The organism is Arthrobacter sp. NPDC057259 (genome assembly GCF_042668995.1).
In the GTDB taxonomy this organism is placed as follows: Bacteria; Actinomycetota; Actinomycetes; order Actinomycetales; family Micrococcaceae; genus Arthrobacter.
This window is the reverse complement of sequence record NZ_JBHUYA010000003.1, coordinates 96,456-118,873: the sequence shown is the minus strand read 5'-3', so window position 1 is coordinate 118,873 and position 22,418 is coordinate 96,456. Positions and strand designations below refer to the sequence as shown.

20 protein-coding genes and 1 riboswitch are annotated in these 22,418 nt (G+C 70.7%); of the genes, 13 read left to right on the top strand and 7 right to left on the bottom strand.

The features are described 5' to 3' along the window. Positions 1-66 precede the first annotated feature (66 nt). A complete protein-coding gene (locus ACFUCU_RS06435) occupies positions 67-1,401 on the top strand; it encodes an FAD-binding oxidoreductase (protein WP_377971496.1) in 1,335 nt (444 codons plus the stop codon). A gap of 9 nt (positions 1,402-1,410) precedes the next feature. Beyond that, the gene (locus ACFUCU_RS06430; RefSeq protein WP_377971494.1) at positions 1,411-2,280 is read left to right on the top strand and encodes a DUF4031 domain-containing protein; all 870 of its coding nucleotides are present in this window, start codon (positions 1,411-1,413) and stop codon (positions 2,278-2,280) included. A 13-nt stretch (positions 2,281-2,293) separates the two neighbouring features. Here ACFUCU_RS06430 and ACFUCU_RS06425 read toward each other — a convergent pair whose 3' ends face one another. Then, positions 2,294-2,809: an SRPBCC domain-containing protein gene (locus ACFUCU_RS06425; protein ID WP_377971492.1), complete on the bottom strand. Its 516-nt coding sequence runs from the start codon at positions 2,807-2,809 to the stop codon at positions 2,294-2,296. Between the two features lie 42 nt (positions 2,810-2,851). Next, positions 2,852-3,253 carry a YccF domain-containing protein gene (locus tag ACFUCU_RS06420; protein ID WP_377971490.1) on the bottom strand — a complete coding sequence of 134 codons (402 nt, stop codon included), beginning with the start codon at positions 3,251-3,253 and terminating at the stop codon, positions 2,852-2,854. A gap of 218 nt (positions 3,254-3,471) precedes the next feature. On the opposite strand from ACFUCU_RS06420, the gene ACFUCU_RS06415 reads away from it, so the two are divergent. Continuing rightward, positions 3,472-4,518, top strand: a complete 1,047-nt coding sequence (locus tag ACFUCU_RS06415; RefSeq protein ID WP_377971488.1) for a metallophosphoesterase — start codon at positions 3,472-3,474, stop codon at positions 4,516-4,518. Positions 4,519-4,548: 30 nt separating this feature from the next. Here ACFUCU_RS06415 and ACFUCU_RS06410 read toward each other — a convergent pair whose 3' ends face one another. Continuing rightward, a complete protein-coding gene (locus ACFUCU_RS06410; RefSeq protein WP_377971486.1) occupies positions 4,549-5,148 on the bottom strand; it encodes a phosphoribosylanthranilate isomerase in 600 nt (199 codons plus the stop codon). Positions 5,149-5,290: 142 nt separating this feature from the next. Between ACFUCU_RS06410 and ACFUCU_RS06405 the strand changes: the two genes are divergently transcribed. The 5 genes from ACFUCU_RS06405 (at position 5,291) to ACFUCU_RS06385 (ending at position 8,570) form a co-directional block, all read left to right on the top strand. Further along, complete coding sequence (locus ACFUCU_RS06405) at positions 5,291-5,842, top strand: HutD family protein (RefSeq protein ID WP_377971485.1); 552 nt, start codon at positions 5,291-5,293, stop codon at positions 5,840-5,842. 46 nt (positions 5,843-5,888) lie between these two features. Continuing rightward, positions 5,889-5,952: riboswitch (guanidine-III (ykkC-III) riboswitch) on the top strand. An 11-nt stretch (positions 5,953-5,963) separates the two neighbouring features. Continuing rightward, positions 5,964-6,287 carry a DMT family transporter gene (locus ACFUCU_RS06400; protein WP_377971484.1) on the top strand — a complete coding sequence of 108 codons (324 nt, stop codon included), beginning with the start codon at positions 5,964-5,966 and terminating at the stop codon, positions 6,285-6,287. Continuing rightward, positions 6,287-6,691: a DMT family transporter gene (locus ACFUCU_RS06395; RefSeq protein WP_377971482.1), complete on the top strand. Its 405-nt coding sequence runs from the start codon at positions 6,287-6,289 to the stop codon at positions 6,689-6,691. The genes ACFUCU_RS06400 and ACFUCU_RS06395 overlap by 1 nt, the downstream gene beginning before the upstream one ends. A gap of 200 nt (positions 6,692-6,891) precedes the next feature. Further along, positions 6,892-7,899 carry an aldo/keto reductase gene (locus tag ACFUCU_RS06390; protein ID WP_377971480.1) on the top strand — a complete coding sequence of 336 codons (1,008 nt, stop codon included), beginning with the start codon at positions 6,892-6,894 and terminating at the stop codon, positions 7,897-7,899. A gap of 20 nt (positions 7,900-7,919) precedes the next feature. Then, positions 7,920-8,570 (top strand): MBL fold metallo-hydrolase, encoded by a 651-nt coding sequence (locus tag ACFUCU_RS06385; RefSeq protein WP_377971478.1) that lies wholly within the window; start codon positions 7,920-7,922, stop codon positions 8,568-8,570. Between the two features lie 109 nt (positions 8,571-8,679). On the opposite strand, the gene ACFUCU_RS06380 is transcribed toward ACFUCU_RS06385, so the two are convergent. The 3 genes from ACFUCU_RS06380 to ACFUCU_RS06370 form a co-directional block, all read right to left on the bottom strand. Further along, positions 8,680-10,578: a DEAD/DEAH box helicase gene (locus ACFUCU_RS06380; protein WP_377971476.1), complete on the bottom strand. Its 1,899-nt coding sequence runs from the start codon at positions 10,576-10,578 to the stop codon at positions 8,680-8,682. 403 nt (positions 10,579-10,981) lie between these two features. Further along, the gene (locus ACFUCU_RS06375; RefSeq protein ID WP_377971474.1) at positions 10,982-12,475 is read right to left on the bottom strand and encodes an MFS transporter; all 1,494 of its coding nucleotides are present in this window, start codon (positions 12,473-12,475) and stop codon (positions 10,982-10,984) included. A gap of 9 nt (positions 12,476-12,484) precedes the next feature. Next, positions 12,485-13,519: an Lrp/AsnC family transcriptional regulator gene (locus tag ACFUCU_RS06370; RefSeq protein ID WP_377971472.1), complete on the bottom strand. Its 1,035-nt coding sequence runs from the start codon at positions 13,517-13,519 to the stop codon at positions 12,485-12,487. Positions 13,520-13,656: 137 nt separating this feature from the next. On the opposite strand from ACFUCU_RS06370, the gene ACFUCU_RS06365 reads away from it, so the two are divergent. The 5 genes from ACFUCU_RS06365 to ACFUCU_RS06345 all read left to right on the top strand — a co-directional run bounded on the left by ACFUCU_RS06365 (position 13,657) and on the right by ACFUCU_RS06345 (position 21,731). Continuing rightward, on the top strand, positions 13,657-14,922 hold the full coding sequence (locus ACFUCU_RS06365; RefSeq protein WP_377971470.1) for a M20 family metallopeptidase: 1,266 nt from the start codon (positions 13,657-13,659) through the stop codon (positions 14,920-14,922). Positions 14,923-14,973: 51 nt separating this feature from the next. Then, complete coding sequence (locus ACFUCU_RS06360; protein WP_377971468.1) at positions 14,974-16,263, top strand: MFS transporter; 1,290 nt, start codon at positions 14,974-14,976, stop codon at positions 16,261-16,263. 44 nt (positions 16,264-16,307) lie between these two features. Beyond that, complete coding sequence (gene trmB / locus ACFUCU_RS06355) at positions 16,308-17,231, top strand: tRNA (guanosine(46)-N7)-methyltransferase TrmB (protein ID WP_377971466.1); 924 nt, start codon at positions 16,308-16,310, stop codon at positions 17,229-17,231. A 91-nt stretch (positions 17,232-17,322) separates the two neighbouring features. Next, entirely contained in the window at positions 17,323-18,129 is an 807-nt protein-coding gene (locus ACFUCU_RS06350) for a DUF1206 domain-containing protein (RefSeq protein ID WP_290256491.1), read from the top strand. A 107-nt stretch (positions 18,130-18,236) separates the two neighbouring features. After that, positions 18,237-21,731: an SNF2-related protein gene (locus ACFUCU_RS06345; RefSeq protein ID WP_377971464.1), complete on the top strand. Its 3,495-nt coding sequence runs from the start codon at positions 18,237-18,239 to the stop codon at positions 21,729-21,731. 12 nt (positions 21,732-21,743) lie between these two features. On the opposite strand, the gene ACFUCU_RS06340 is transcribed toward ACFUCU_RS06345, so the two are convergent. Continuing rightward, a complete protein-coding gene (locus ACFUCU_RS06340) occupies positions 21,744-22,142 on the bottom strand; it encodes a hypothetical protein (protein ID WP_290256370.1) in 399 nt (132 codons plus the stop codon). Positions 22,143-22,418 lie beyond the last annotated feature (276 nt).

Below are 22,418 nucleotides of genomic sequence, written 5' to 3'. Positions count from 1 at the left end.
TTCCGCCGGACCATCCGGCCTACCATGGGAGGGTGGGGTGGGCTCCGGTCGGCTAGGAGCACAGCCATGGAATGGGTCCGGCCGCAGGACACGGCCTACGACGAAACGCGAAAACTCTTCAACGCCATGATCAACCGGCGCCCGGCCGTCATCGCCCGCTGCGCCAACGCCGCGGACGTGGCCGAGGCCCTGGCCCACGCCAAAGCCAACAGGCTCGACGTCGCCGTCCGGGCCGGCGGGCACTCGGTGGCGGGAATGTCCACGAACGACGGCGGACTGGTGGTGGACGTCCGGCCGATGAAGTCCATCACGGTGGACCCGGACAACCGCACCGTCACGGTCGGCGCCGGGGTCACCTGGGGCGAATTCGACCGGGCCACCCAGGAGCACGGGCTGGCCAGCACCGGCGGACGGGCCTCCACCACGGGCGTGGCCGGCTTCACCCTGGGCGGCGGATCGGGGTGGCTGGAGCGTTCGTACGGCTTCGCCTGCGACAACCTGCAGTCGGTGGACCTGGTCACCGCGGACGGAGACCGGGTCACGGCGAGCGCCGCCGAGAATCCGGAGCTGTTCTGGGCCCTGCACGGGGGCGGCGGCAATTTCGGCGTGGCCACCGGCTTCACCTTTGGGCTGCACGACCTGGGGCCCACCGTGCACGCCGGCATCATGCTCTTCCGTGGCGAAGACGCACCCGACCTGGCCCGCGCCTACCGTGAGATCTCCCTGAAGGCACCGGACGCCGTCGGCACGGCACTGGTGTTCCTCACGGCGCCCCCGGAACCCTTCGTTCCCGAGGATATGGTGGACAAACCCGCCGTCGGCCTGGCATACCTCTACGCCGGCGCCCCGGCTGCCGGGGCCGAGGAGGCCGCCCCGTTCCGTGCGCTGGGGCCCGCCGTCGACCTGGTGGGCGACATGGACTACACCGCCTTCCAGTGCATGATCGATGACCCGCCCGACCTCTACCACTACTGGAGCGCCGAGTACCACGACGAGTTGCCGGACGCCGCGCTGGACGTGATCGTGGATGCGGCGAGCCGCCTTCCCGGACCCCACTCCCAGCACCTCGTGGCCCGGTGGGGCGGCGCCGTGGCCGGCCCCGCGGCGGCTCAGACTCCGCTGCAGAACCGCGGCGCCCAGTGGGTCACCCACCCGTACGGCATGGAGGCGTCGGCGGCGGCCGCGGAGGAGGCCAAGGCCTGGGTCAAGCAGTTCCGCCGGGACATCGCCCCCTACGCCAACGGCGGAGTCTGGCTGAACTTCGTCGGTGACGAGGGCCGGGACCGGGTCCGTGCCGCCTTTGGCGAGGAGAACTACGGGCGGCTGGCCCTGGTGAAACGCGAGTTCGATCCGGAGAACGTCTTCCGCGGCAACCAGAACATCCTGCCGGCCGCCTCGTAAACTGCCGGAATGGCCATCTACATCGATCCCCCGCTCTGGCCCGCCCACGGCACAGTCTTCTCGCACCTGGTGTCCGACAGCTCCCTTGAGGAGTTGCACGCGTTCGCGGGGGCGGCGGGAATCCCGGAGCGGGCGTTCGACGGCGATCACTACGACGTCGCCGAGGCCCGCTTCGACGCGCTGGTGGCCGCCGGTGCCATCCCGGTGGAGGGCCGGGTCCTGGTGCGCAAGCTGATCGCCAGCGGGCTCCGGATTCCCGCCCGGAGGCGCAACGGCTCCCTGAAGCTGCCGCTCCTGACGCGCTGGAATGAGACCCTGCCCGGCCACGACGCGCTCTTCCTGGACTTGCTGGACCGGTGGGGCGAGGAGCACCGGAACTACCACGGCCGCACCCACCTGCTCGCGGTGCTGGAGGCGCTGGACCGGCTGGCCGCTCCCGGCCTGCCGTCCCGGACGGTGCGCCTGGCGGCCTGGTTCCATGACGCGGTTTACCACGGGATCGCGGGCGAGGACGAGGAGGAGTCCGCTCGCCTGGCCGAGGAACGGCTGGCCCACACCGGCCTGCCCGACGGCGAGGCGGAAGAGGTGGCGCGGCTGGTACGGATGACGGCGGACCACCGGCCCGAGCCGGGCGACGACGCCGCGGCCCTCCTCAGCGACGCCGACCTCGCCATCCTCGGGAGCCACCCCGCAGAGTACGCCCGCTACCTCGCAGCCGTGCGGAAGGACTTCGCGCACATCGGCGACGCCGACTTCGCCGCCGGCCGCGCCGCCGTCGTCCGGCAACTGCTGGCACAGGAGCCGCTCTTCCACACCGGGCGCGGTCGTTCCCTCTGGGAAGACACCGCGCGGCGGAACCTCGCGGGCGAACTGGCTTAGGCGCCGGGCCGCCTCACCGGTCCCCGGACCCGCCGGCCGCGCGGCGGAGATGATCGGCGAGCCGGTCGAAGGATTCGCGCCAGCCGGAACCGTGGGCGTCCCGGTGGTCGGCGGTATCGAAGGGGCCCTGGGTGAAGACCAGCCGGGTGCCGCCATCGATCTCCTCGAGCCGGAAGGCGCCCTCGGTTTCGAAGCCGCGGGTTCCGTCCACCTTCTCCCAGGCATGGGTGAAGACGAACAGTGTGGGCGGCTCGAGATCGGTCAGGACACCGCTGAACCAGTGTTCCTGGCCGGTCGCGTCCTCAAGGAGGCAAGCCCTGTACGGGGTGCCGATTTCCAGGTCCGCGTCGATGGTTTCGCGCAGTGCCCGGAAGCCCCGCGGCCCCCACCAGAGGGCCGCCTGGTCCGGATCGACCAGCGCCGCCCAAACCGCGCTGGCGGGCACCTGGAACTCGCGGGTGATCACCAGCGTGAGCTCGTCCTGTTCCGGCACGGCCTCCGCACCGGCGGATTCTGCATTCTCCAGCATTGCCCTCTCCCTCCGCGCTGCGGCGACGGTTGAGCCTGTTTCCTAGCGGTAGACGCCGGCGAACGGCCGGTCCGTCGTGACGATCTGCTTGCCCAACGGCATCAGGGACACCGGGATCAGCTTGAGGTTGGCGATGGCCAGCGGGATCCCGATGATGGTCACGGCCATGGCGAACGCGGTCACCACGTGGCCCACGGCGATCCAGATGCCGGCCACCAGCAGCCAGATGACGTTGCCCAGCAGGGACAGGGCACCGCCGCCGCCGGGCCGGTCCACCACGGCGCGGCCGAAGGGCCACAGGGCGTAGGACGCGATCCGGAAGGAGGCCAGGCCCCAGGGGATGGTGACGATCAGCAGGCAGCAGACGACGCCGGCCGCGAAGTAGCCCAGCGCGAGCCACAGTCCCCCGAACAGCAGCCAGATGATGTTGAGCAGAGTCTTCATGGCACCATTCTCCCCCGCCGACGGTCGATCTGTCCTCGGGGATGGCCCTGAACCGCCCCTGAATCCGTGGCCCCGGTATGGACGCCGGCGCCGGGCACTGTCCGGGGACGCGTGCCCCGGTTTACCCTAGGGGCAGGCCGGGCTGCTGCCCGGAAACGGCCTGCTGAAGGGCGGAACGCGTGGGTTCGTGGCTGGGAGTGAGCCGCCGGCGATCCCCCGTGGCCGCACTCTCCGCCCTCCTGGCGCTGGGGCTGCTGGCTGGCTGCACCGGCGGCAGTCCGCAGCCGCCGTCGTCCGGCACGCCGTCGGGGACGGCATCCGGGACCAAGGCGCCCCGCTCCACCCCGGCGCAGGCGCCCGTCGTGTTCACCGCCCAGGGGGACATCGGCGTCGGCTCCAAGGCCCGCAAGGTGCTCGAAGCGGTCGCGAAGATCAAGCCGGCACTGAATCTGGCGCTGGGCGACTTCAGCTACCAGGCCGGCCTCGAACAGCAGTTCTGCGACATGGTCACCGGCGTCCTGGGCACCGGCTTCCCCTATGAACTCGTCACCGGCAACCACGAGAGCGACGGGCACGACGGCGACATCGCCACCTTCGCCCAGTGCCTGCCGAACCGGCTGCCCGGGCTGGTGGGTGAGTACGGCACGCAGTGGTACGCCGACGTGCCCCAAGAGAACCCACTGGTCCGCATCGTCATGGTCTCCCCCGGGATCAGGTTCCGGGACGGCAAAACCCTGGACTACGGCCGCGACAGCGAGCGCTGGAAGTGGACCGCGGACGCGCTGGACGGGGCGAAGGAACGGAACATCCCCTGGACGGTGGTGGGCATGCACACCCCGTGTTTCAACCTGGGCGCCTACTCCTGCCAGCCCGGCGCGGACTTCAACAACCTGCTGATCGAGAAGAAGGTGGACCTGGTCCTCACCGGCCATCAGCACCTGTACCAGCGCACGCACCAACTGGGCCACAGTCCGGACTGCCCCGCCCTGGTCCCGGATGAATTCTCGAAACAGTGCCTGGGTGGCACCGGCGGCACGCTCAACCAGGGCCGCGGGACGGTGTTTGCCGGCGTCGGGATCGGCGGGGTGGGGCTGCACGACGTCCGCGAGGAAGATCCCGAGGCCGGCTACTTCGCCGAGTGGTCCGGCAAGAACGTCAAGCCCACCTACGGCACGCTGAAGGTGTCCGTGGGAGAGGACGCGCTGACCGCCGCACTGGTCCCGGCCGAGGGCAGCTTCACGGACACCTTCACCATCACGCGGTGACCGCGCCTTGGGTGGCCCCCGGGGCGGCGGTCAGTGCCCCTTGGCGGCGGTGACGAAGGCCGTGACCCGGGCCGGGTCCTTGACCCCACGGGAAACCTCGACGCCGGAGGAGACGTCCACGCCCCACGCACCGGCCGCCGCGGCAGCGTCTGCCACGTTCGCCGGGTCCAGGCCGCCGGCCAGCAGCCAGTGCCGGTCCCCCAGCCCACGGGCGCGGACCGAGGCATAGTCCCAGGCCTCGCCGGAGCCGGGCACGGCGGCGTCGACCAGCAGCAGGTCCTCGCCCCAGTCGGCGAAGGCTTCCGGTGCCGCGGACATCGTGATCGCCCGGATCAGCCTCATCCCGGCGTCGTGGACCACCCGGACGTCCTCCCGGGTCCGGTCGCCGTGCAGCTGGACCCAGTCCAGCCCGGCGTCCCGTGCCGCGGCGACGGCGTCGGCCGCCGGTTCGTGCCGGAAGACGCCCACCGCGGGAACCCCTGACGGCACGCCGGGCAGCAGTTCGCGGACCCGGTCCGGCGCCACCTGACGGGGGCTGGCGGTCAGGACGAAGCCCACCGCGTCCGCCCCGGCGTCGACGGCGGCCCGGACGGCCTCGCTGGTGCTGAGACCGCATACCTTGACGAACATTCCGGCTCCCTACCGCTGTGCTGTGTCGCTTTGACTGCTGTGCTGCTGTGCTGCTGTGTTGCTGTGTTGCTGTGTTGCTGTGTTGCTTCGACGTTAGCAAGTCCCGCGCCCGGCCACCGGCGCCGCGGCTAGGCTGATCCCCATGGACATCATCCGTTACGCCGACCTCAAGCCCGCCCCCTGGCGCAACGGCGGCGGCACCACCCGTGAACTGGCCCGCTTCCCGCTCGACGCGGCCGACGGCGGCTGGGACTGGCGGGTGAGCATCGCGGAGGTCGGCAAGGCCGGAGACTTCTCCGCGTTCCCCGGGATGGAGCGGGTCCTCACCGTGGTGGACGGCGACCTGCTGTTCCTCACGGTCGACGGCGCCGAGCACCCGCTGGAAAAGTACCGCCCGTTCCGGTTCTCCGGCGACGCCGACGCGGCCGGAGCCCTGCCCACCGGTGACATCCGGGACCTGAACGTCATCTGCCGGCGGGGCGCCTTCAAGGGCTTCACCTCCATCATCGAACTGTCCAAGAAGCGGGCACACCCGGTCTTCGAGGGGCAGTTCGGCATCCTGCTGCAGGGCCAGGCGACGGCGGACGGCGAGGCGCTGGGCCGGTACGACGCCGTCGTCGGCTCGGACACGGCGACGCCCGAGATCCTGGGCCGCGGCTTCCTGGCCGTCGTCTCGATCGACCCGGTCGACTGATTGATCCCGGCCGGAGGCCTAGCCCCCGGATTTTGCTAGGCTGAAGGCAAGGCCGGATCCCGGCCTCCGGACGACGGTTCAGTACCCGGCACGCGACAAGACTGGCCAAAGGATTGTTGTCATGTCGTGGATCATCCTCATTGCCGCCGGATCCCTAGAAGCCGTGTGGGCCGCCGCGTTGCACCGCACGTCGCAGGCCACCGGCCGCCGCCGACTCCTGCGGGGCGCACTGTTCCTGGTCTCCGTCCTCGCAAGCACCGGCGGACTCGCGATCGCCATGCAGACCATACCCACCGGGACCGCCTACGCCGTCTGGGTGGGAGTCGGCGTCGTCCTTACCTCCGCTTATGCGATGGCCACCCGTGTTGAACCCGCCAGCGCCGCCCGGATCATGCTGCTCGGCGGGATCGTGGCGTGCGTGGCCGGCCTGAAGCTGGTGGCGTAATGCGCGCCGGCACTCGCGGATCGGGTGTTTCCTGGCTGATCCTGCTCGGCTCCGCCGTCCTCGAGGCGGTGTGGGCCACGGCTCTGGGTCTCTCCGACGGGTTCAGCCGTCCCGTGCCTACCCTGATCTTCGCCGTGGCCGCGGCATTGAGCATGGCCGGACTGGGCATGGCCGTGCGGCGCATCCCGCTTGGCACTGCGTATGCCGTGTGGGTAGGAATCGGCGCCGCCCTGACCGTGGGCTGGGCGATGGCCACCGGCGTCGAACCCGCCAACCCGCTGAAACTGCTGTTCATAGCGGGGATCGTCGGCTGCGCGGCCGGGCTGAAACTGCTGCCGGGCGGTTCCGAGGACTCCGAACCGCCCGTTCCCGAGCCGTCGTCCCGTACGCTCCCGCCCGGTTAGTCCCGCCGGCAACCCCCGATCCGGCCGGACACGCCGTGTCGCGGGCTCGGGTACGGGAGGTAACCGGGGAGAATCGCACGCAGGCTTGCTGCCGGGCCCGGACGAACGCTGGCAACCCCCGGGAACCCGCCCGGAATACCGGGACCGGGCGGGAGGTTCTTGGCTGGGACAGCGGTTCCGGCAATGACAGGAGACTCCAGATGACAGCCACAGTTCAGCTCGGCGACAGCCTCAGCGTCAGCCCCCTCGGATTCGGCGGAATGGCCCTGACCCCGGTCTACGGCGACGTTGACCCGGCCGAGGCGCTGGCCACCCTGCACCACGCCGTCGACGCCGGGGTGACCTTCCTGGACACCGCGGACATTTACGGCAGCGGCAGCAATGAAGAACTCTTCGCCCAATTGCTCAAGGACCGGCGCTCCGAGGTGCAGTTGGCCACGAAGTTCGGCCTGGTGGGGAACCCGGCGGAGGGCTACACGGACATCCGGGGCGACGCCGCCTACGTCCGCGAGGCCGTGGACCGCAGCCTGTCCCGCCTCGGCACCGACAGCATCGACCTGTATTACATGCACCGCCGTGACCTCCGCGTTCCGATTGTGGAAACCGTGGAGGCCATGGCGGAGCTGGTCAAGGCCGGAAAGGTCAGGCACCTGGGCCTGTCCGAGGTGACGGCGGCGGAACTCAGGGAGGCCCATGCCGTGCACCCGATCGCCGCCGTCCAGAGCGAATGGTCCATCTGGAGCCGGGACGTGGAGCGCAACGTGGTGCCCGCGGCCGCCGAACTGGGTGTCGGCTTCGTGCCCTATTCGCCGCTGGGCCGGGGGTTCCTGACCGGCACCGTGGATGCCTCGAAGCTGGGCAGCAACGACTTCCGCCGCAACATCCCCCGCTTCGCCGCGGATGCCGTGGACGCCAACCAGGCCGTGGTGGCTACGGTCCGCGAGGTCGCCGCCGAGCTGCAGACCGCCAACGGTCCCGCCACGCCGGCGCAGGTTGCCCTGGCCTGGCTGCTGGCCCGGGGCGAGGCGCTGGGCCTGCCCGTCGTCCCGATTCCAGGCACCCGCAAGGCCGCCCGGATCGATGAAAACCTCGGCGCCCTGTCCCTGGAGCTGAGCCCGGCGCAACTTGACCGGCTCAACACCGCCGCGGACGCCGTCGTCGGCTCCCGCGCGGCGAACCCGGGCTGGGTCTCCGAGGGCCGGGAATAGGCGGTCCTAGACTGATGCCCATGGACTCACTCATTCATTCGCTCCGCGACGTCACCATCCGCAGGATTTCGGTCAGCGAGATGGACAACAACGTGTACCTGCTCACCGCGAAGGCTTCCGGCGCGCAGCTCCTGATCGATGCGGCCGATGATGCGGCCGCCATCGAGGCGCTGCTGGCCGACGCCGCCGTGGACACCGAGGCGACGCCGAAGCTGGCGCTGATCGCCACCACGCACCAGCACTGGGACCACGTCCGTGCGCTGCCCGAGGTGGTCAAGGCGACCGGCGCGAAGACCGCCGCCGGAACCGACGACGCCCCCGCGCTGCCGGTGCCCGTGGATGTGCTGCTGGACCACGGCGACGTCGGCAACTTCGACGGGTTCGACGTGACGGCGGTGCACCTGCGCGGCCACACCCCGGGTTCGGTGGCGCTGGTGTACCAGGACCCGGCAGGGCCCGCGCACATCTTCTCCGGCGACTCGCTGTTCCCGGGCGGGGTAGGCAACACGGACAAGGATCCGGAACGCTTCACCCAGCTGCTGGACGATGTGTCCGCACGGCTGTTCGATGTCTACCCGGACGACACGGTCGTTCATCCGGGCCACGGCAAGCCGACCACCCTGGGCGCGGAACGCCCGCACCTTGAGGAGTGGCGCGCCCGCGGCTGGTAGCTGGCGCTAGGCCCTGAGACTTGCGCTGCGCATAATGCCGGTCGCTGCGGGAATACCCATAGCGACCGGCATTTTGCGCTTCGCCAGCTACTTTGCGTAGCGGAAAACCTTAGCGGCTGCGGCGGTCGTTCGACGCCGGGGCTGACGCGCGGCGGGGACCGCCGCTGCGGGCCGGACGGCCTTCACCGGAGCGGCCGTTGCCGCCGCCCGCGTAGGAACCGCCGGACGTGCCGCCCGTGTTGGAGGACCAGACCGGAGCCGAACCGCCGCCGGAGCGACCGCCCGACTTGGGGCCTGCCGCGGCACGCTGGCCGGAGGCCGGACGTCCGCTGCGCTGGCCGCCGGTGGAGCCGCCGGTACGCGGGGCGCCGCCCCGGCCCGCGGCCGATCCGCCACGGGGTGCCCCGCCGCGGGAGTCATTCCGGCCCTCGGCTGCACGGCCGTCGGAACCCCGACCCGCGGCCGGACGGCCACCGGCGGACGGAACATCGTTGTGGTGCGCGTAAGCGGTGGCACGGCCACGGCCCCGGGCATTGCGGCGCTCGGAACGCTCGGCGTCGGACCGGTCCTGGTTCTGCTCGGCGATGCGCTCGGCGGCGCTGCGGGCAGCGGCCTGGCCCTCGTAGGCCACGGCGCGGCGCTCGGCACGCGGCAGGTCGGTGCGCGGAGCCTCGGCGGACACCTTGCCGCGCCCACCACGGCCGCCGCGGCCACCCGCGGTGGGGGCTGCCTGGCGGCGGGCCCGCTTGCGCTCGGCGTTGGCGCCGGTGGAGCTGCCGCCGCCCTGCTGCGGAGCCTTGGCGGCCAGCAGCGCGGCGCGGGTGCGGGGGTCAACCTTCTCGGCGATGTCGCCGACGAGCTCGGCCACGATCGGCGAACTGGCGGTGACGCGCTCGAAGCTGACATCCACGCCGGCGGCCTTCATCAGCTTCTTCACGTCGGACTGCTGCTCCGGCAGGGTCAGCGTCACCACGGTGCCGTCGGAACCGGCGCGGGCGGTACGGCCCGAGCGGTGCAGGTAGGCCTTGTGCTCGGTGGGCGGGTCCACGTGGATGACGAGTTCGACGTCGTCGACGTGCACGCCGCGGGCGGCGACGTCGGTGGCGACCAGGACGCGGACGTCGCCGGAGGAGAACTCGGCGAGGTTGCGGTCACGGGCGTTCTGCGAGAGGTTGCCGTGCAGGTCGACGGCGGGGATGCCGGCGTCGGTCAGGGTCTTGGCCAGCTTGCGGGCGTGGTGCTTGGTGCGCATGAACAGCACGCGGCGGCCGGCGCCGGACGCGAGCTCCACGATCAGCTGCTTCTTGACGGTCTGGTCGTTGACCACCAAAACGTGGTGCTCCATGGTGGTGACCGCGGCCTGCGGGTCGTCCACGGAGTGGGTCAGCGGGTTGGAGAGGTAGCGCTGGACAATCTTGTCCACGCCGTTGTCCAGGGTGGCGGAGAAGAGCAGGCGCTGACCCTGGGTGGGGGTCATGTCCATGAGCTTCTTGACCACCGGGAGGAAGCCGAGGTCGGCCATGTGGTCGGCCTCGTCCAGGACGGTGATCTCGACCGACTCGAGGGTCAGGATGCGCTGGCGGATCAGGTCCTCCAGGCGGCCGGGGCAGGCGATGACGATGTCGACGCCGGCGCGGAGGGCCTTTTCCTGGCGGGCCTGGGAGATGCCGCCGTAGATCACGGTGGTGTTCAGGCCGACGGCCTTGGCCAGCGGCTCCACCGTGGCGTTGATCTGGGTGGCCAGCTCACGGGTGGGGGCAAGGACCAGGGCCATGGGGCGGCCGGGCTTGCGGAAATGCGCGGCCTCGCGCTCGGCGAGACGGGCCACCAGCGGGATGGCGAAGGCGATGGTCTTGCCGGAGCCGGTGCGGCCGCGGCCCAGGACGTCGCGTCCGGCCAGGGTGTCCGGGAGGGTCTTGACCTGGATGGGGAACGGCTCGGTGATTCCCTGGGCGGTCAGGGTGTCGGCAAGGGCCTTGGGCGTGCCGAGGGCAGCAAAAGTAGTCATAAGTATCAAAGGTCTTTCAGGCGGTATCCGTGCGGATATCGGCCCCCGGCGCCGGTTGGACCAGGGGTTCGCCGAAGAAAAGTCAGGTGGTCGACCGGGCCGTCTGCGGGTAGCCGCTCATTGCCGGGACCAAATGGAACGCGTTCATCGACGCAGGATGTGCCTCTCACATGAAAAAACCCACTCCCGCGGGGACATTCCGAGGAATACGCGGGCGATCCGGCGGTCTGCCGAGGCTTTCCAGCCGGATCAGGAGTGGGCATCACTGCACATCAAGTTCATCCAGTCTATCATCCGGGACCCTCCTCCCGTTTCCGGCCGGTCCCGACCCTCCCGTAGGTCCCATCCCAACTGACTCGCAGCTAAGGCCGTTATCGCGGCTCAAAACGGCTTCAACTGCCAGTTAGTTGGGTGCGCCGCGGCGGGCGACGCGCGGCGCCACCAGGACGCCCGCGACGCCGATCGCGGCGGTGAGCGCGAAGGCCCCGGCGAACGGTGCGGCGGCGCCGGCCGGGCCGGCTCCCGCCGTCGTGAACGCAGCGAAGATGATGCCCGTGGTGGCCAGCGAAAGCGCGCCGCCGAGGGAGTCCGAGATGGACATCGCGGAGCTGTTGAAACCCTCATTTTCGCGGGTTGAGAGTGCCAGCGTCATGACGCTGAGCCGCGCGTACATCAGGCCCATGCCCGCGCCGGCGAACACCCAGCCCGCGATCGCGACGGCCGCGGGCCAGCCGAGAACGGTGGTGGCCAGGGCCAGGACGACGGCGGCGAGCACCATTGCCGCCCCGATCCGGATGGCGCGGCGGTGCTCCAGCCGCGGACCCAGCCGGCCCTGCACAGCGGACGCAGAGGCCCACGCCACGGCACCGGCGGTAAGAGTCAGCCCGGCAAAGGTGGGCGCGAAGGCGTACCGCTCCACCAGCAGATACGGCAGGTACACCTCTGCGCCGAAGAACGCCGCAGACGCCAGCCCGCGGGTGAGGATGACGCTGGGCAGCCCGCGCCGGGCGGTCAGCGTGCCGCGCGGCATCAGCGGGCGGACGGCCAGCAGCGCGACGGCGACGGCGGCCCCGGCCAGCAGGCCGCCGATCCCCGGGAGGGTCGAGGAGAGGTTCAGGGCAAGGACCGCGGCGGCGGCGAGCGCGGCCAGGCCCAGCTTGGCCAGCGCCCCGGGGACGCGGGAGGGCTGGCGGTCTGCCTGAGCGGGTTCCGACTTGCCAGGTTCCGACTGGCCCGCCGGGTCCGCCGGTGCGGCCGCTCCGTCCGGGGCAGGCTCGTTTTTCGGCAGCCCGCGCAACGCCGGGGCGGTCAGCAGCAGCGCCGGCACCACCAGGCCCACCACGCCCAGGAAGACCCACGGCCAGCCCGCCACCTCCGCCACCAGCCCGGCGGTGAACGGGCCCACCAGCGAGGGGACCACCCACGCGGCGGAGAACGCGGCGAAGATCTTCGGGTGCAGCGGCGGCGGGTAGACGCGGGCCACCACGACATACAGCGCCACGGTCAGGCCACCGCCACCGAGACCCTGCACCAGCCGCCCGGCGACCAGGACCGGCATGGAGGCGGCGGTCCCGGCAATCAGCAGCCCCACGACGAACATGCCAACGGCGGAGAGCAGTGGCGCCACCGGCCCCCTCCGGTCGGCCCAGCTGCCGGAGGCCACCATGCCGATCACGCCGGTGGCCAGCGGCCCGGCGAAGGCCAGGGCGTAGAGGCCGGCGCCGTCGAGTTCGCGGCTGACCAGCGGCATGATGGTGGTCACCGCCAGCGATTCGAAGGCCGCCAGGAACACCAGCGCGCAGGCGCCGAGGGTCACCAGGACGTACCGGCGCTGGAAGATGCCGCCGGCCCCGGGCCCCTGGTCCGGGCGGGTTCGCGGACTGGCGGCGTTCGACATACCTGTAGCCTACGGCGCGAGCCCCTGGGCGGGGACGACGACGGCGCCGCTGGCCCGGGAGTCGGCGTCGAGCATCCACCCCACCCGCTTGACGGTCCGCAGCATCACCACGCTTTCGACCAGCTCGATGCCCGGTACCTTCTGCTGCAGCGCCAGTTCGATCGTCATCACGTCAGCCAGGGACTGCAGCCACATGATGATCACAAAGTTGGTGGGCCCCGTGGTGGAGGCACTCAGCCGGACGTTGCGCATGGTCTTCAGCTCGGCCGCGGCCGCCTCGTGCTGGCCGGCGGGGACGTTGACGAACCACTGGCACGTGACCGGGAAGGACGAATAGCGCTGGGCCACCTCGCAGCGGAAGGACAGCATGCCGCTGGCCAGCACCCGGTTCAGCTGGCGCTGGACGGTGGCCGGGTGGCGGCCCAGGCTCCGGGCGATCTCCGCGGCCGTGGCCCGCCCATCCCGGGCCAGGAACGGCAGCAGGGCCAGGTGGCTTTCCGGCAGTTCCCGCGCGGAAGCGGCTGCGGCCGCCGCTGCCGCGGTCCCGCCGTCGGCGCCGGCCAAGGCCCGCACGGCCGCCTGCTGTGCCCGGTCCAGCACGTTGAGCCGCCACGCGCCGCCGCTGGAATGCAGCCGGGTGCACAGGGCGGTCTCGTACTTGGTCAGGCCCTCGATCTCCTTCAGCCGGGACATCACCTGGTCGCTCAGGTCATCCAGGGACCGGGTGATGACCGTCAGCATCAGGTTGCGCTTGCTGGCGGCCTCCTCGACGGTCACCACCTCCGGCATCAGGGCCAGCTGCGCGGTGACCTCGTCGCGGCGGTGCATCTCGCAGTCGACGGCGATGAAGGCCAGGCACATCTGGTGCGGGTCACCGATCAGGTGGGCCGTGATCCACGAAACCCCGGAGGCCCGCAGCCGGTCCCAGCGCGCTGCCAGCGTGGTGGCGTGGACGCCCAGGATCTCCGCCGCGTCGCCCCAACTCAGCCGCGGCGCCATCTGCAGCACGTTGATCAGCGCCAGATCATCCTCGCTCAGCTCCACGGCCCACTCCCCTCTCGTGCATGAATCCTGCGTTACACGGCAAAGAATGCATATTTCCTGCCCTTCAGGCCTCTGTGGCGCAGGTCACTCCAGAATAGACCCGAACGCACCACCCCAATCAACCGCCAGGAGAGTTTGTGACCATTACCGACGACGCCCGGGAACTCCAGCCGGAGCTGGCCCGTTTCCGCCACGCCCTGCACCGCGAGCCGGAGATCGGCCTGGACCTGCCCCGCACGCAGGAGAAGGTCCTGCAGGAACTCGACGGGCTGGGGTACGAGATCATCCTGGGTACGGACACCACCTCCGTCACGGCGGTGCTCCGCGGCCAGGGGAACGCCGGCTCTGGTAGCGATGCCGCCAGCCGGCCCGCCGTGCTCCTGCGCGCCGACATGGACGGCCTCCCGGTCCAGGAGAAGACCGGCGTCGACTACTCCTCCACCGTGGACGGGGCAATGCACGCCTGCGGCCACGACCTGCATACCTCCATGCTCGCCGGGGCCGCCACCCTGCTGGCGGAGCAGCGGCACCGTCTGGCCGGCGACGTCGTCCTCATGTTCCAGCCCGGCGAGGAGGGCTTCGACGGTGCCAGCTACATGATCCGCGAGGGCGTCCTTGACGCCCCGGGCCGGCGCGTGGATGCCGCCTACGGCATGCACGTGTTCTCCGCACTGGAACCGCACGGCACCTTCTGCACCAAGCCCGGTGTGATGCTCAGCTCCTCCGACGGGCTCACCGTCACCGTGCTGGGCGCCGGCGGCCACGGCTCGGCCCCGCATGCGGCCAAGGATCCGGTCACGGTCGCCGCGGAGATGGTCACGGCCCTGCAGGTCATGGTCACCCGCCAGTTCAACATGTTCGACCCGGTGGTCCTCTCCGTGGGCGTACTCCAGGCCGGCACCAAGCGGAACATCATCCCCGAATCCGCCCGGATCGAGGCGACCGTGCGGACCTTCTCCGAGGAGTCCCGGCAGAAGATGATGGACGCCGTCCCCCGCCTCCTGCGCGGCATCGCGACGGCCCACGGGCTCGACGTCGACGTCGACTACCAGCAGGAATACCCGCTCACCATCACCGACGAGGACGAGACCCGCACCGCGGAAAACGTCATCGGGGACCTCTTCGGCGACGGCCGGCTGGCCCGCTGGGCCACGCCGCTGAGCGGCTCCGAGGACTTCTCCCGCGTCCTGGCCGAGGTCCCCGGGACCTTCATCGGCCTCTCCGCCGTCCCGCACGGCGGCGACCACACGACGTCGGCGTTCAACCACTCCCCGTACGCCACGTTCGACGACGCCGTCCTGGCCGACGGCGCCGCGCTCTACGCCGAACTCGCCCTGTCCCGGCTCGCCACCCTCTCGACCGCCACAGCCACGGCGGCCGCAGTCCCCGCCGGCCGCTCCTAACCGGCACCCCCGTCCAGCAGCACCCCCACCCAGAACCACCCGGAGATTCCCATGACAGCAACCGTGTCCCAGCCGACGGCTCCCCGGACATCCACCCGCAAGACCTTGATCGGCACCGGCATTGGCAACGCCGTCGAATGGTACGACTGGGCCATCTACGCCACGTTTACCCCGTTCATCGCCAGCCAACTCTTCAGCAAATCTGACCCCGCCTCGGCGGTGCTCTCCACCCTGGCGATCTTCGCCGTCGGCTTCGTCGCCCGGCCCTTCGGGGGCTTCCTCTTCGGCTGGATCGGCGACCGGATCGGCCGCAAGGCATCCATGACCCTCGCCGTGGGCCTGGCCTCGGTGGGCAGCCTGATGATCGGCATCGCCCCGACCTTCGCGGCGGTGGGCGCCTTTGCGTCCCTGATGCTGCTGGTTGCCCGGCTGGTCCAGGGCCTGGCGCACGGCGGCGAGCTGCCCTCCTCCCAGACCTACCTATCGGAGATGGCCCCGAAGGAACACCGCGGCTTCTGGGCCACCCTGATCTACACCTCCGGCACGGTCGGCATCCTGTTCGGAACCCTGCTGGGCGCGGTCCTGAACATGGCTCTCTCCACCGAGGCGATGAATGCCTGGGGCTGGCGGATCCCGTTCCTGATCGGCGCCGCGATGGGCCTGTACGCCCTGATCATGCGGTCCCGGCTGCACGAGACCGACGTCTTCGCCGGTGAGGCGCTGGCCGAGAAGAAGGCCGCGATCTGGCCGCAGATCGTCCGCCACCGCAAGCAGGCGCTGCAGGTCATCGGCCTGACCGTGGGCCTGACGGTCATCTACTACATCTGGGGCGTCGTCGCCCCCAGCTACGCCACCACCGCCCTGAAGATCGACCGCGGCGAGGCGCTCTGGGCCGGCGTCGTAGGCAACATCGTCTTCATCGCCGCGCTGCCGTTCTGGGGCAAGCTCGCGGACCGGATCGGCCGCAAGAAGGTGCTCTGGGCCGGCGCGATCGGCGCGGGCCTGCTGCACTTCCCGATGACCGCCCTGCTGAAGGATTCGGCGTGGCAGCTGGCCGTCAGCATGTCCGTGATGCTGATCTTCATCGCCGCGAGCGCCGCGATCGTCCCGGCCGTGTACGCAGAACTGTTCCCCACCAGCATCCGCACGGTGGGCGTGGGCGTGCCCTATTCGATCTGCGTGGCACTCTTCGGCGGCACCGCCCCGTACCTGCAGCAGTGGCTGGGCACCAGCCTGCAGTCCCCGCAGCTGTTCAACGTCTACGCCGTGGCGCTGCTGGCAGTCTCGGCCCTGTTCGTCTTCACCATCCCGGAGACCAAGGGCAAGGACCTCACCGCCTGACCGGGACCCGGCGCCGGGTGCGGGGCTCCACTATTCTGGAGGGGATGAGTGAAACCCCAGAATCCCCGCAGCCGGCGCCTTCCCCGCGCCCGGTGACCCCCGGCAGCCAGGCCTCCTTCGGCACCTACGGCGGCCGCCCGGTGAGCTTCGTGCGCCGCGGCACCCGGCTGCAGGGCCGCCGCCAGGCCGCCTGGGACGAGCATTCGGACCGCTGGGCCGTGGACGTGCCCCGGCACGTCGCCAACACCTCCGTCCACCCGGAGTACGTCTTCGACGCCGAGGAAGAGTTCGGCCGCAAGGCTCCGCTGATCGTGGAGATCGGTTCCGGCCTGGGCGACGCGGTCTGCCACGCGGCCGAACAGAACCCGGACACCGACTTCCTGGCCGTGGAGGTCTACACCCCCGGCCTCGCCAACACCCTGATCAAGATCAACAGCCGCGGCCTGACCAACGTCCGCGTCGTGGAGGCCAACGCTCCCGAGGTCCTGGCCAGCATGCTCCCCGCCAGCTCCGTCACCGAGCTCTGGGTCTTCTTCCCGGACCCGTGGCACAAGTCCCGGCACCACAAGCGCCGCCTGATCCAGCCGGCGTTCGCGGAACTCGCCGCAAGGGCGCTCAAGCCCGGCGGAATCTTCCGGATCGCCACGGACTGGTCCAACTACGCCGTGCACGTCCGGGAGGTCATGGCCGGCGCCACCGACTTCGAGAACCTGCACGAGGGCGAACGCAGCGGCCCGGACAGCCCGCTGACCCAGGTCTGGGAATCCGGTGTGGAGTCCGTGGTGGGCGGCGCCCCGGTCAAGGAGGGCCGCGCCCCGGTCAGCACCGAGCACACCGGCCCCAACGAGGGCGTCGACGACGTCGGCGGCTGGGCACCGCGGTTCGACGGCCGGATCCTGACCAGCTTCGAGAACAAGGCCCACGAGGCCGGCCGGCTGATCTTCGACCTCAGCTACCGTCGCCGCTGATCCGGGCCCATCGCCTGCGGCCGCGGGGGCCGTCCGCGTGGCAGGATTACGGCAAAGCTCAACAGTGCAAGAACGGACCAGCAGCATGGAATTGAAAGACGCGGCAGAAGTTGCGGAGGATGTCACCAACTCCCGGCCGCTTGAAATCGCGGCCCGCGCCGGGTTCGCCGTCTCAGGGTTGCTGCACTTCCTGATCGGCCTGGTCGCGATCCGGCTCGCGATGGGCGGCCAGGGCCAGGCGGACGTCAGCGGCGCCGTGGCCGAGATGGCCCAGCAGCCCGTCGGACCGTACCTGCTCTGGAGCGCCTTCACCGCGTGCGTGGCCCTGGCGATCTGGCAGACCAGCGACGCGGTGTTCGACTTCGAGCACCTGGAGACGAAGAAGAAGGTCGCCAAGAAGCTCAAGGCCGCCCTGCAGGCCGTCGTCTACACCGGCTTCGCGCTGACCCTCGCGTCCGTGGCCATGGGCGCGCACGCCGACCACCGCCAGTCCACCAGCGACCTGACCCTGCACCTGATGGCCACCCCCGGCGGGACCCTGCTGCTGATCCTGATCGGCGTCGCCGTCGCCGTCACCGGCGTCGTCTACGCCATCCGAGGCTTCCGGAAGTCCTTCGTGAAGTACCTGCGCATGCCCGCCAACGAGCACGCCTCCCTGGCCGTGAAAATCACCGGCATCGCCGGCTACGCGGCCAAGGGCGTGGCGCTGCTGCTGACCGGGATGCTGATCGTGATCGCCACCATCAAGGCGGACCCGGACGAATCGACCGGGCTCGACGGCGGCCTCAAGGCCCTGCGCGATCAGCCGCTGGGCATGTACATGCTCGCCGCCGTCGGCGCCGGACTAATCTGCTACGGCATCTTCATGGCCGTCCGCGCCCGCCTGGCACGCATGTAGCCCGTCTCCGGAACCGGCCCGGGCACGCACGGCGGCGCCCGCGGTCCGGGGTCACCGCCGGCTGGCTAAGATGGATCAGATGACCAACTGCCGAAAGTAGTGCCTCCATGCCTTCGAATCCGGATGAGAATGCGGCACTGGCGATCCAGACCCCCGCGATCAACGACCGCTCCCTCGCGGCCGGGCTCGCCTACGCCATGGGGAGCCGCGTCTCCGGGATTTCCTTCGACGCCGCCACCGGGCTGATGCTGGGCAAGGTCCGCGGCGGGTCCCCCGTGCCGTATTCGACGACGGCGAAGCTGGTCCGCAAGGGCGGGGGCTGGAGCTGCACCGTGGGGGTCTGCAGCTGCCCGGTCCGCAAGGACTGCAAGCACGTCGCGGCGCTGCTCTTCGCGGCGGAGGACAACCCGGCCACCCGCGTGCAGCTGCTCGCCCCCGCAGAAACCTCCCGGCTCTCCCGCCAGCCGGCCCCCGTGGACCTGCCGGACTGGGAGCAGGCCCTCAGCCCGCTGCTCTCCCGGCAGGCGTCCACCCAGCCCTCCGCCGGGGTGCCCCTGGCGCTGCAGTTCGAGATCGAGGAACCGGCACCGCACTTCTCCTACACCGGCCGCCGGGACCCGCTGCGCAGCGTCCGCCAGCTCAAGGCCCGGCCCGTCATCATGGGCGCGAAGGGCAAATGGATCCGCGGCGACGTCTCGTGGAGCACCCTGAGCTACCTGAACTACCGCCGGGAATGCAACGAGGCCCACGTGGAGTGGATGCTGGAGTTCCTGGCCTCCCACACCTCCGTGGCAAACCGCCAGCACGCCGGGACCGGGCTCTGGCTGGGCCTGAACACCTACGCCGGCCGGAACCTCTGGAGCCTGCTCGAGGAGGCCCGCAAGATCGGGCTGGCCCTGGTCCACGGCAAGGCGGACGAGCCAGTGCACCTGGCGGCCAGCCCCGCCGCCGTCGGCCTCAACCTCACCCGTTTCGGCACCCCGGCCGGCGCGGGCGCCGGCACCGACAACGGCGCTGACAGCGTCCCCGGAACCGGCGGCAATGACGACGGCGGTCTGGCCCTCGCCCCCACCATCACCGTCGAGGGCACCGAGGTGGACCCCGCGGCGGTGGGCACCATCGGCCGCCCCGCGCACGGCATCTTCGTCACCGGGGGCGCGGGAACCCTCCCGGGCCTGGCACCCGAGGCCGCCACGATCACGCTCGCGCCGCTCGAGGCCGGGCTGAGCGAGGAACTGCTGGCGTTCGTCACCGCCGGCACCACGCTGCACATCCCATCCCGGGACGAGACCCGCTTCCTCACCGGTTTCTACCCGAAGCTGAAGCAGACGGCCCGGGTCACCGCCTCGGACGAATCGGTGGAGCTGCCGACGCTGGCCGTCCCCACACTGTCCCTGCTGGCAAACTACGGCGCGGACCACCGGGTCCGGCTGCACTGGGAGTGGCATTACACCTCCGGCACCCTGGTCACCGCGCAGCCGCTCTGGCGCCACCCCGGCGACCACGGCTACCGGGACGACACCGCCGAGGCGCGGATCCTCGAAACCGTGGGCCAGCCCTGGGAGGTGGTGCCCAAGCTCGGCGAATCCGCCACCGGCGGCTGGGGCACGCCCCGGCTCGCGGACTCCGCCGAGCTCAGCGGCCTGGACACGCTCGCGTTCACCGAGGAGGTGCTCCCCCGGCTGCGTGAGCTGCCCGAGGTCACCGTGGATACCGCCGGAGAGATCGCCGACTACCGCGAGGCGGAGGAGGCCCCGGTGGTCTCCATCTCCACCAAGGCCACCGAGCAGCGGGACTGGTTCGACCTGGGCATCCAGATCTCGCTGGAGGGCCAGCCGGTGTCCTTTGCCGCCGTCTTCTCCGCCCTCGCTGCCGGCCAGACGAAGATGCTGCTGCCCAGCGGCGCCTACTTCTCGCTGGACTTGCCCGAGCTGCACCAACTGCGCGCCCTGATCGAGGAGGCCCGGGAGCTGCAGGACAACAAGGACGCCCCGCTTCAGATCAGCCGCTTCCAGGCCGGGCTCTGGGACGAGCTGGCGCAGCTGGGGATCGTGGACGAACAGGCTTCCGCCTGGCGCGATGCCGTCGGCGGCCTGCTGGAGGGCGGCGTGAAGGGCCTGCCGCTGCCGGGCACACTGGACGCGGAGCTGCGGCCCTACCAGCTGGAGGGCTTCAACTGGCTGAGCTTCCTCTACCGCCACGGCCTGGGCGGGGTGCTGGCCGACGACATGGGCCTGGGCAAGACCGTCCAGACGCTCGCGCTGATCTGCGCGGCGAAGATCGCTGCGGCGGAGGCGGCCGCTTCTCCCGGGGCGGAAGACAACGACGGCGACGACGGGGCCTCCGGCGACGCGGCGGGTGGCGCCCCGTTCCTGGTGGTGGCACCCACGTCCGTGGTGGGCAACTGGCTGGCCGAAACCGCCCGGTTTGCCCCCGGCCTGACCGTGCGGGCCATCGGCGAGACCTTCGCAAAGAGCGGCTCCGACCCCGCCGACGCGCTGGCCGGCGCCGACGTCGTCATCACCTCCTACGCGCTCTTCCGCATCGACTACGACGCGTACGCGTCCCGCCGCTGGGCCGGCCTGGTGCTGGACGAGGCGCAGTTCGTGAAGAACCACCAGTCCAAGGCCTACCAGTGCGCCCGGAAGCTGCCCGCGGACTTCAAGCTGGCGGTGACCGGCACGCCGCTGGAGAACAACCTGATGGAGTTCTGGGCGCTGACCTCGATCGTGGCGCCCGGGCTGTTCGCCAGCCCCAAGCGCTTCGCGGAGAACTACCAGCGGCCGGTGGAGAAGAACGGGGACCGGGCACGGCTGGACAAGCTGCGCCGCCGGGTCCGCCCGCTGATGCTGCGCCGCACCAAGGAGCAGGTGATCCGTGACCTGCCGCCCAAGCAGGAACAGGTGCTCGAGGTGGTGCTGAATCCGCGCCACCAGAAGGTCTACCAGACCCACCTGCAACGCGAACGGCAGAAGATCCTGGGCCTGATCGAGGACGTGAACAAGAACCGCTTCACGATCTTCCAGTCGTTGACCCTGCTCCGGCAGCTCAGCCTGGACCCGTCCCTGATCGACCCGTCCCTCTCCGGGATCCGGGCCAGCAAGCTGGACGTGCTCTTCGAACAACTCCAGGACCTCGTGGCGGAAGGCCACCGGGCGCTGATCTTCAGCCAGTTCACCGGTTTCCTCGGCAAGGTCCGGGAGCGGCTGATCGAGGAGAACATCGAGTTCTGCTACCTCGACGGCAGCACCCGGAACCGCGCAGACGTGGTCAGCGAGTTCAAGAACGGCGCCGCCCCGGTGTTCCTGATCAGCCTCAAGGCCGGCGGCTTCGGCCTGAACCTGACCGAGGCGGATTACGTGTTCCTGCTGGACCCGTGGTGGAACCCGGCGTCCGAGGCGCAGGCCGTGGACCGGACGCACCGGATCGGCCAGGCCCGGAACGTGATGGTCTACCGGCTGGTGGCCAAGGACACCATCGAGGAGAAGGTCATGGCCCTGAAGGCGAAGAAGTCCCAGCTGTTCGCCGACGTGGTGGAGGGCGACGCGCTGGCCGGCGGTGCGCTGACGGCAGAGGACCTGGCCGGGCTCTTCGACGACTAGCCGGAGCGGGCCTCAGGCGGCGGCCGGCGCGGTGATACGCCCGGTGGCCAGCCGCCGCTTGAACCAGCGGCGGAGCTGCTTGCCCTTGCCCTTCCACCAGCTGTCCTCGTCCGGGTCCGTGTGCCAGCGGAAGATCACCGTCACCAGGACGAAGACGCCGCCGGCGGTCTGCGCCCACGCCCCGGACGCCGCGTACACCAGCACGGCCAGGCTCAACGCCAGGATCGACGGCGGGACGAGGGTCAGGAAGACGGTGTTGGCCAGGTAGCGGCGCTGGGAGCGCGGCACCGAGACGGCCCGGACCATGTCGGTGCAGACGCACACGACGACGATCGTCTGGCCGAAGGTGAGCAGCAGCAGGCCGGGCAGGGAGTTGCCGAAGAGGGCCAGGGCGTTCAGTCCGGAGTTCATGGCCGGCCCGCGCTCAGTGCGGACGCCGGCGCCGTTGCGGGCATACGTCGGGAAGTGGTGGAATCCCCTAAACCACGGGTGTGCTGAATCATCGGTGCTGCCCCCCGGCTTGTGCACGTGACCGGTCCGCCCGAGGGCGTCGACCGGTGGCGGCAGTGCGCCGCCGAGACCATCTAACCGGGAGGGCAAGCGGCCCGTCAGGGGGTCTCGGTACTCGACTTTGCGGTTTCACCACCCGTCTTTGCGGACGGCTACTCAGTCCCGCCGGGCGGACTA

Coding starts and splice junctions, on each gene's coding strand:
- ACFUCU_RS06360 (WP_377971468.1), top strand. CDS start 14,974: ATGACAGCAACCGTGTCCCAGCCGACGGCTCCCCGGACATCCACCCGC.
- ACFUCU_RS06345 (WP_377971464.1), top strand. CDS start 18,237: ATGCCTTCGAATCCGGATGAGAATGCGGCACTGGCGATCCAGACCCCC.
- ACFUCU_RS06435 (WP_377971496.1), top strand. CDS start 67: ATGGAATGGGTCCGGCCGCAGGACACGGCCTACGACGAAACGCGAAAA.
- ACFUCU_RS06410 (WP_377971486.1), bottom strand. CDS start 5,148: ATGTTCGTCAAGGTATGCGGTCTCAGCACCAGCGAGGCCGTCCGGGCC.
- ACFUCU_RS06395 (WP_377971482.1), top strand. CDS start 6,287: ATGCGCGCCGGCACTCGCGGATCGGGTGTTTCCTGGCTGATCCTGCTC.
- ACFUCU_RS06420 (WP_377971490.1), bottom strand. CDS start 3,253: ATGAAGACTCTGCTCAACATCATCTGGCTGCTGTTCGGGGGACTGTGG.
- ACFUCU_RS06375 (WP_377971474.1), bottom strand. CDS start 12,475: ATGTCGAACGCCGCCAGTCCGCGAACCCGCCCGGACCAGGGGCCCGGG.
- ACFUCU_RS06430 (WP_377971494.1), top strand. CDS start 1,411: ATGGCCATCTACATCGATCCCCCGCTCTGGCCCGCCCACGGCACAGTC.
- trmB (WP_377971466.1), top strand. CDS start 16,308: ATGAGTGAAACCCCAGAATCCCCGCAGCCGGCGCCTTCCCCGCGCCCG.
- ACFUCU_RS06425 (WP_377971492.1), bottom strand. CDS start 2,809: ATGCTGGAGAATGCAGAATCCGCCGGTGCGGAGGCCGTGCCGGAACAG.
- ACFUCU_RS06380 (WP_377971476.1), bottom strand. CDS start 10,578: ATGACTACTTTTGCTGCCCTCGGCACGCCCAAGGCCCTTGCCGACACC.
- ACFUCU_RS06340 (WP_290256370.1), bottom strand. CDS start 22,142: ATGAACTCCGGACTGAACGCCCTGGCCCTCTTCGGCAACTCCCTGCCC.
- ACFUCU_RS06385 (WP_377971478.1), top strand. CDS start 7,920: ATGGACTCACTCATTCATTCGCTCCGCGACGTCACCATCCGCAGGATT.
- ACFUCU_RS06405 (WP_377971485.1), top strand. CDS start 5,291: ATGGACATCATCCGTTACGCCGACCTCAAGCCCGCCCCCTGGCGCAAC.
- ACFUCU_RS06400 (WP_377971484.1), top strand. CDS start 5,964: ATGTCGTGGATCATCCTCATTGCCGCCGGATCCCTAGAAGCCGTGTGG.
- ACFUCU_RS06390 (WP_377971480.1), top strand. CDS start 6,892: ATGACAGCCACAGTTCAGCTCGGCGACAGCCTCAGCGTCAGCCCCCTC.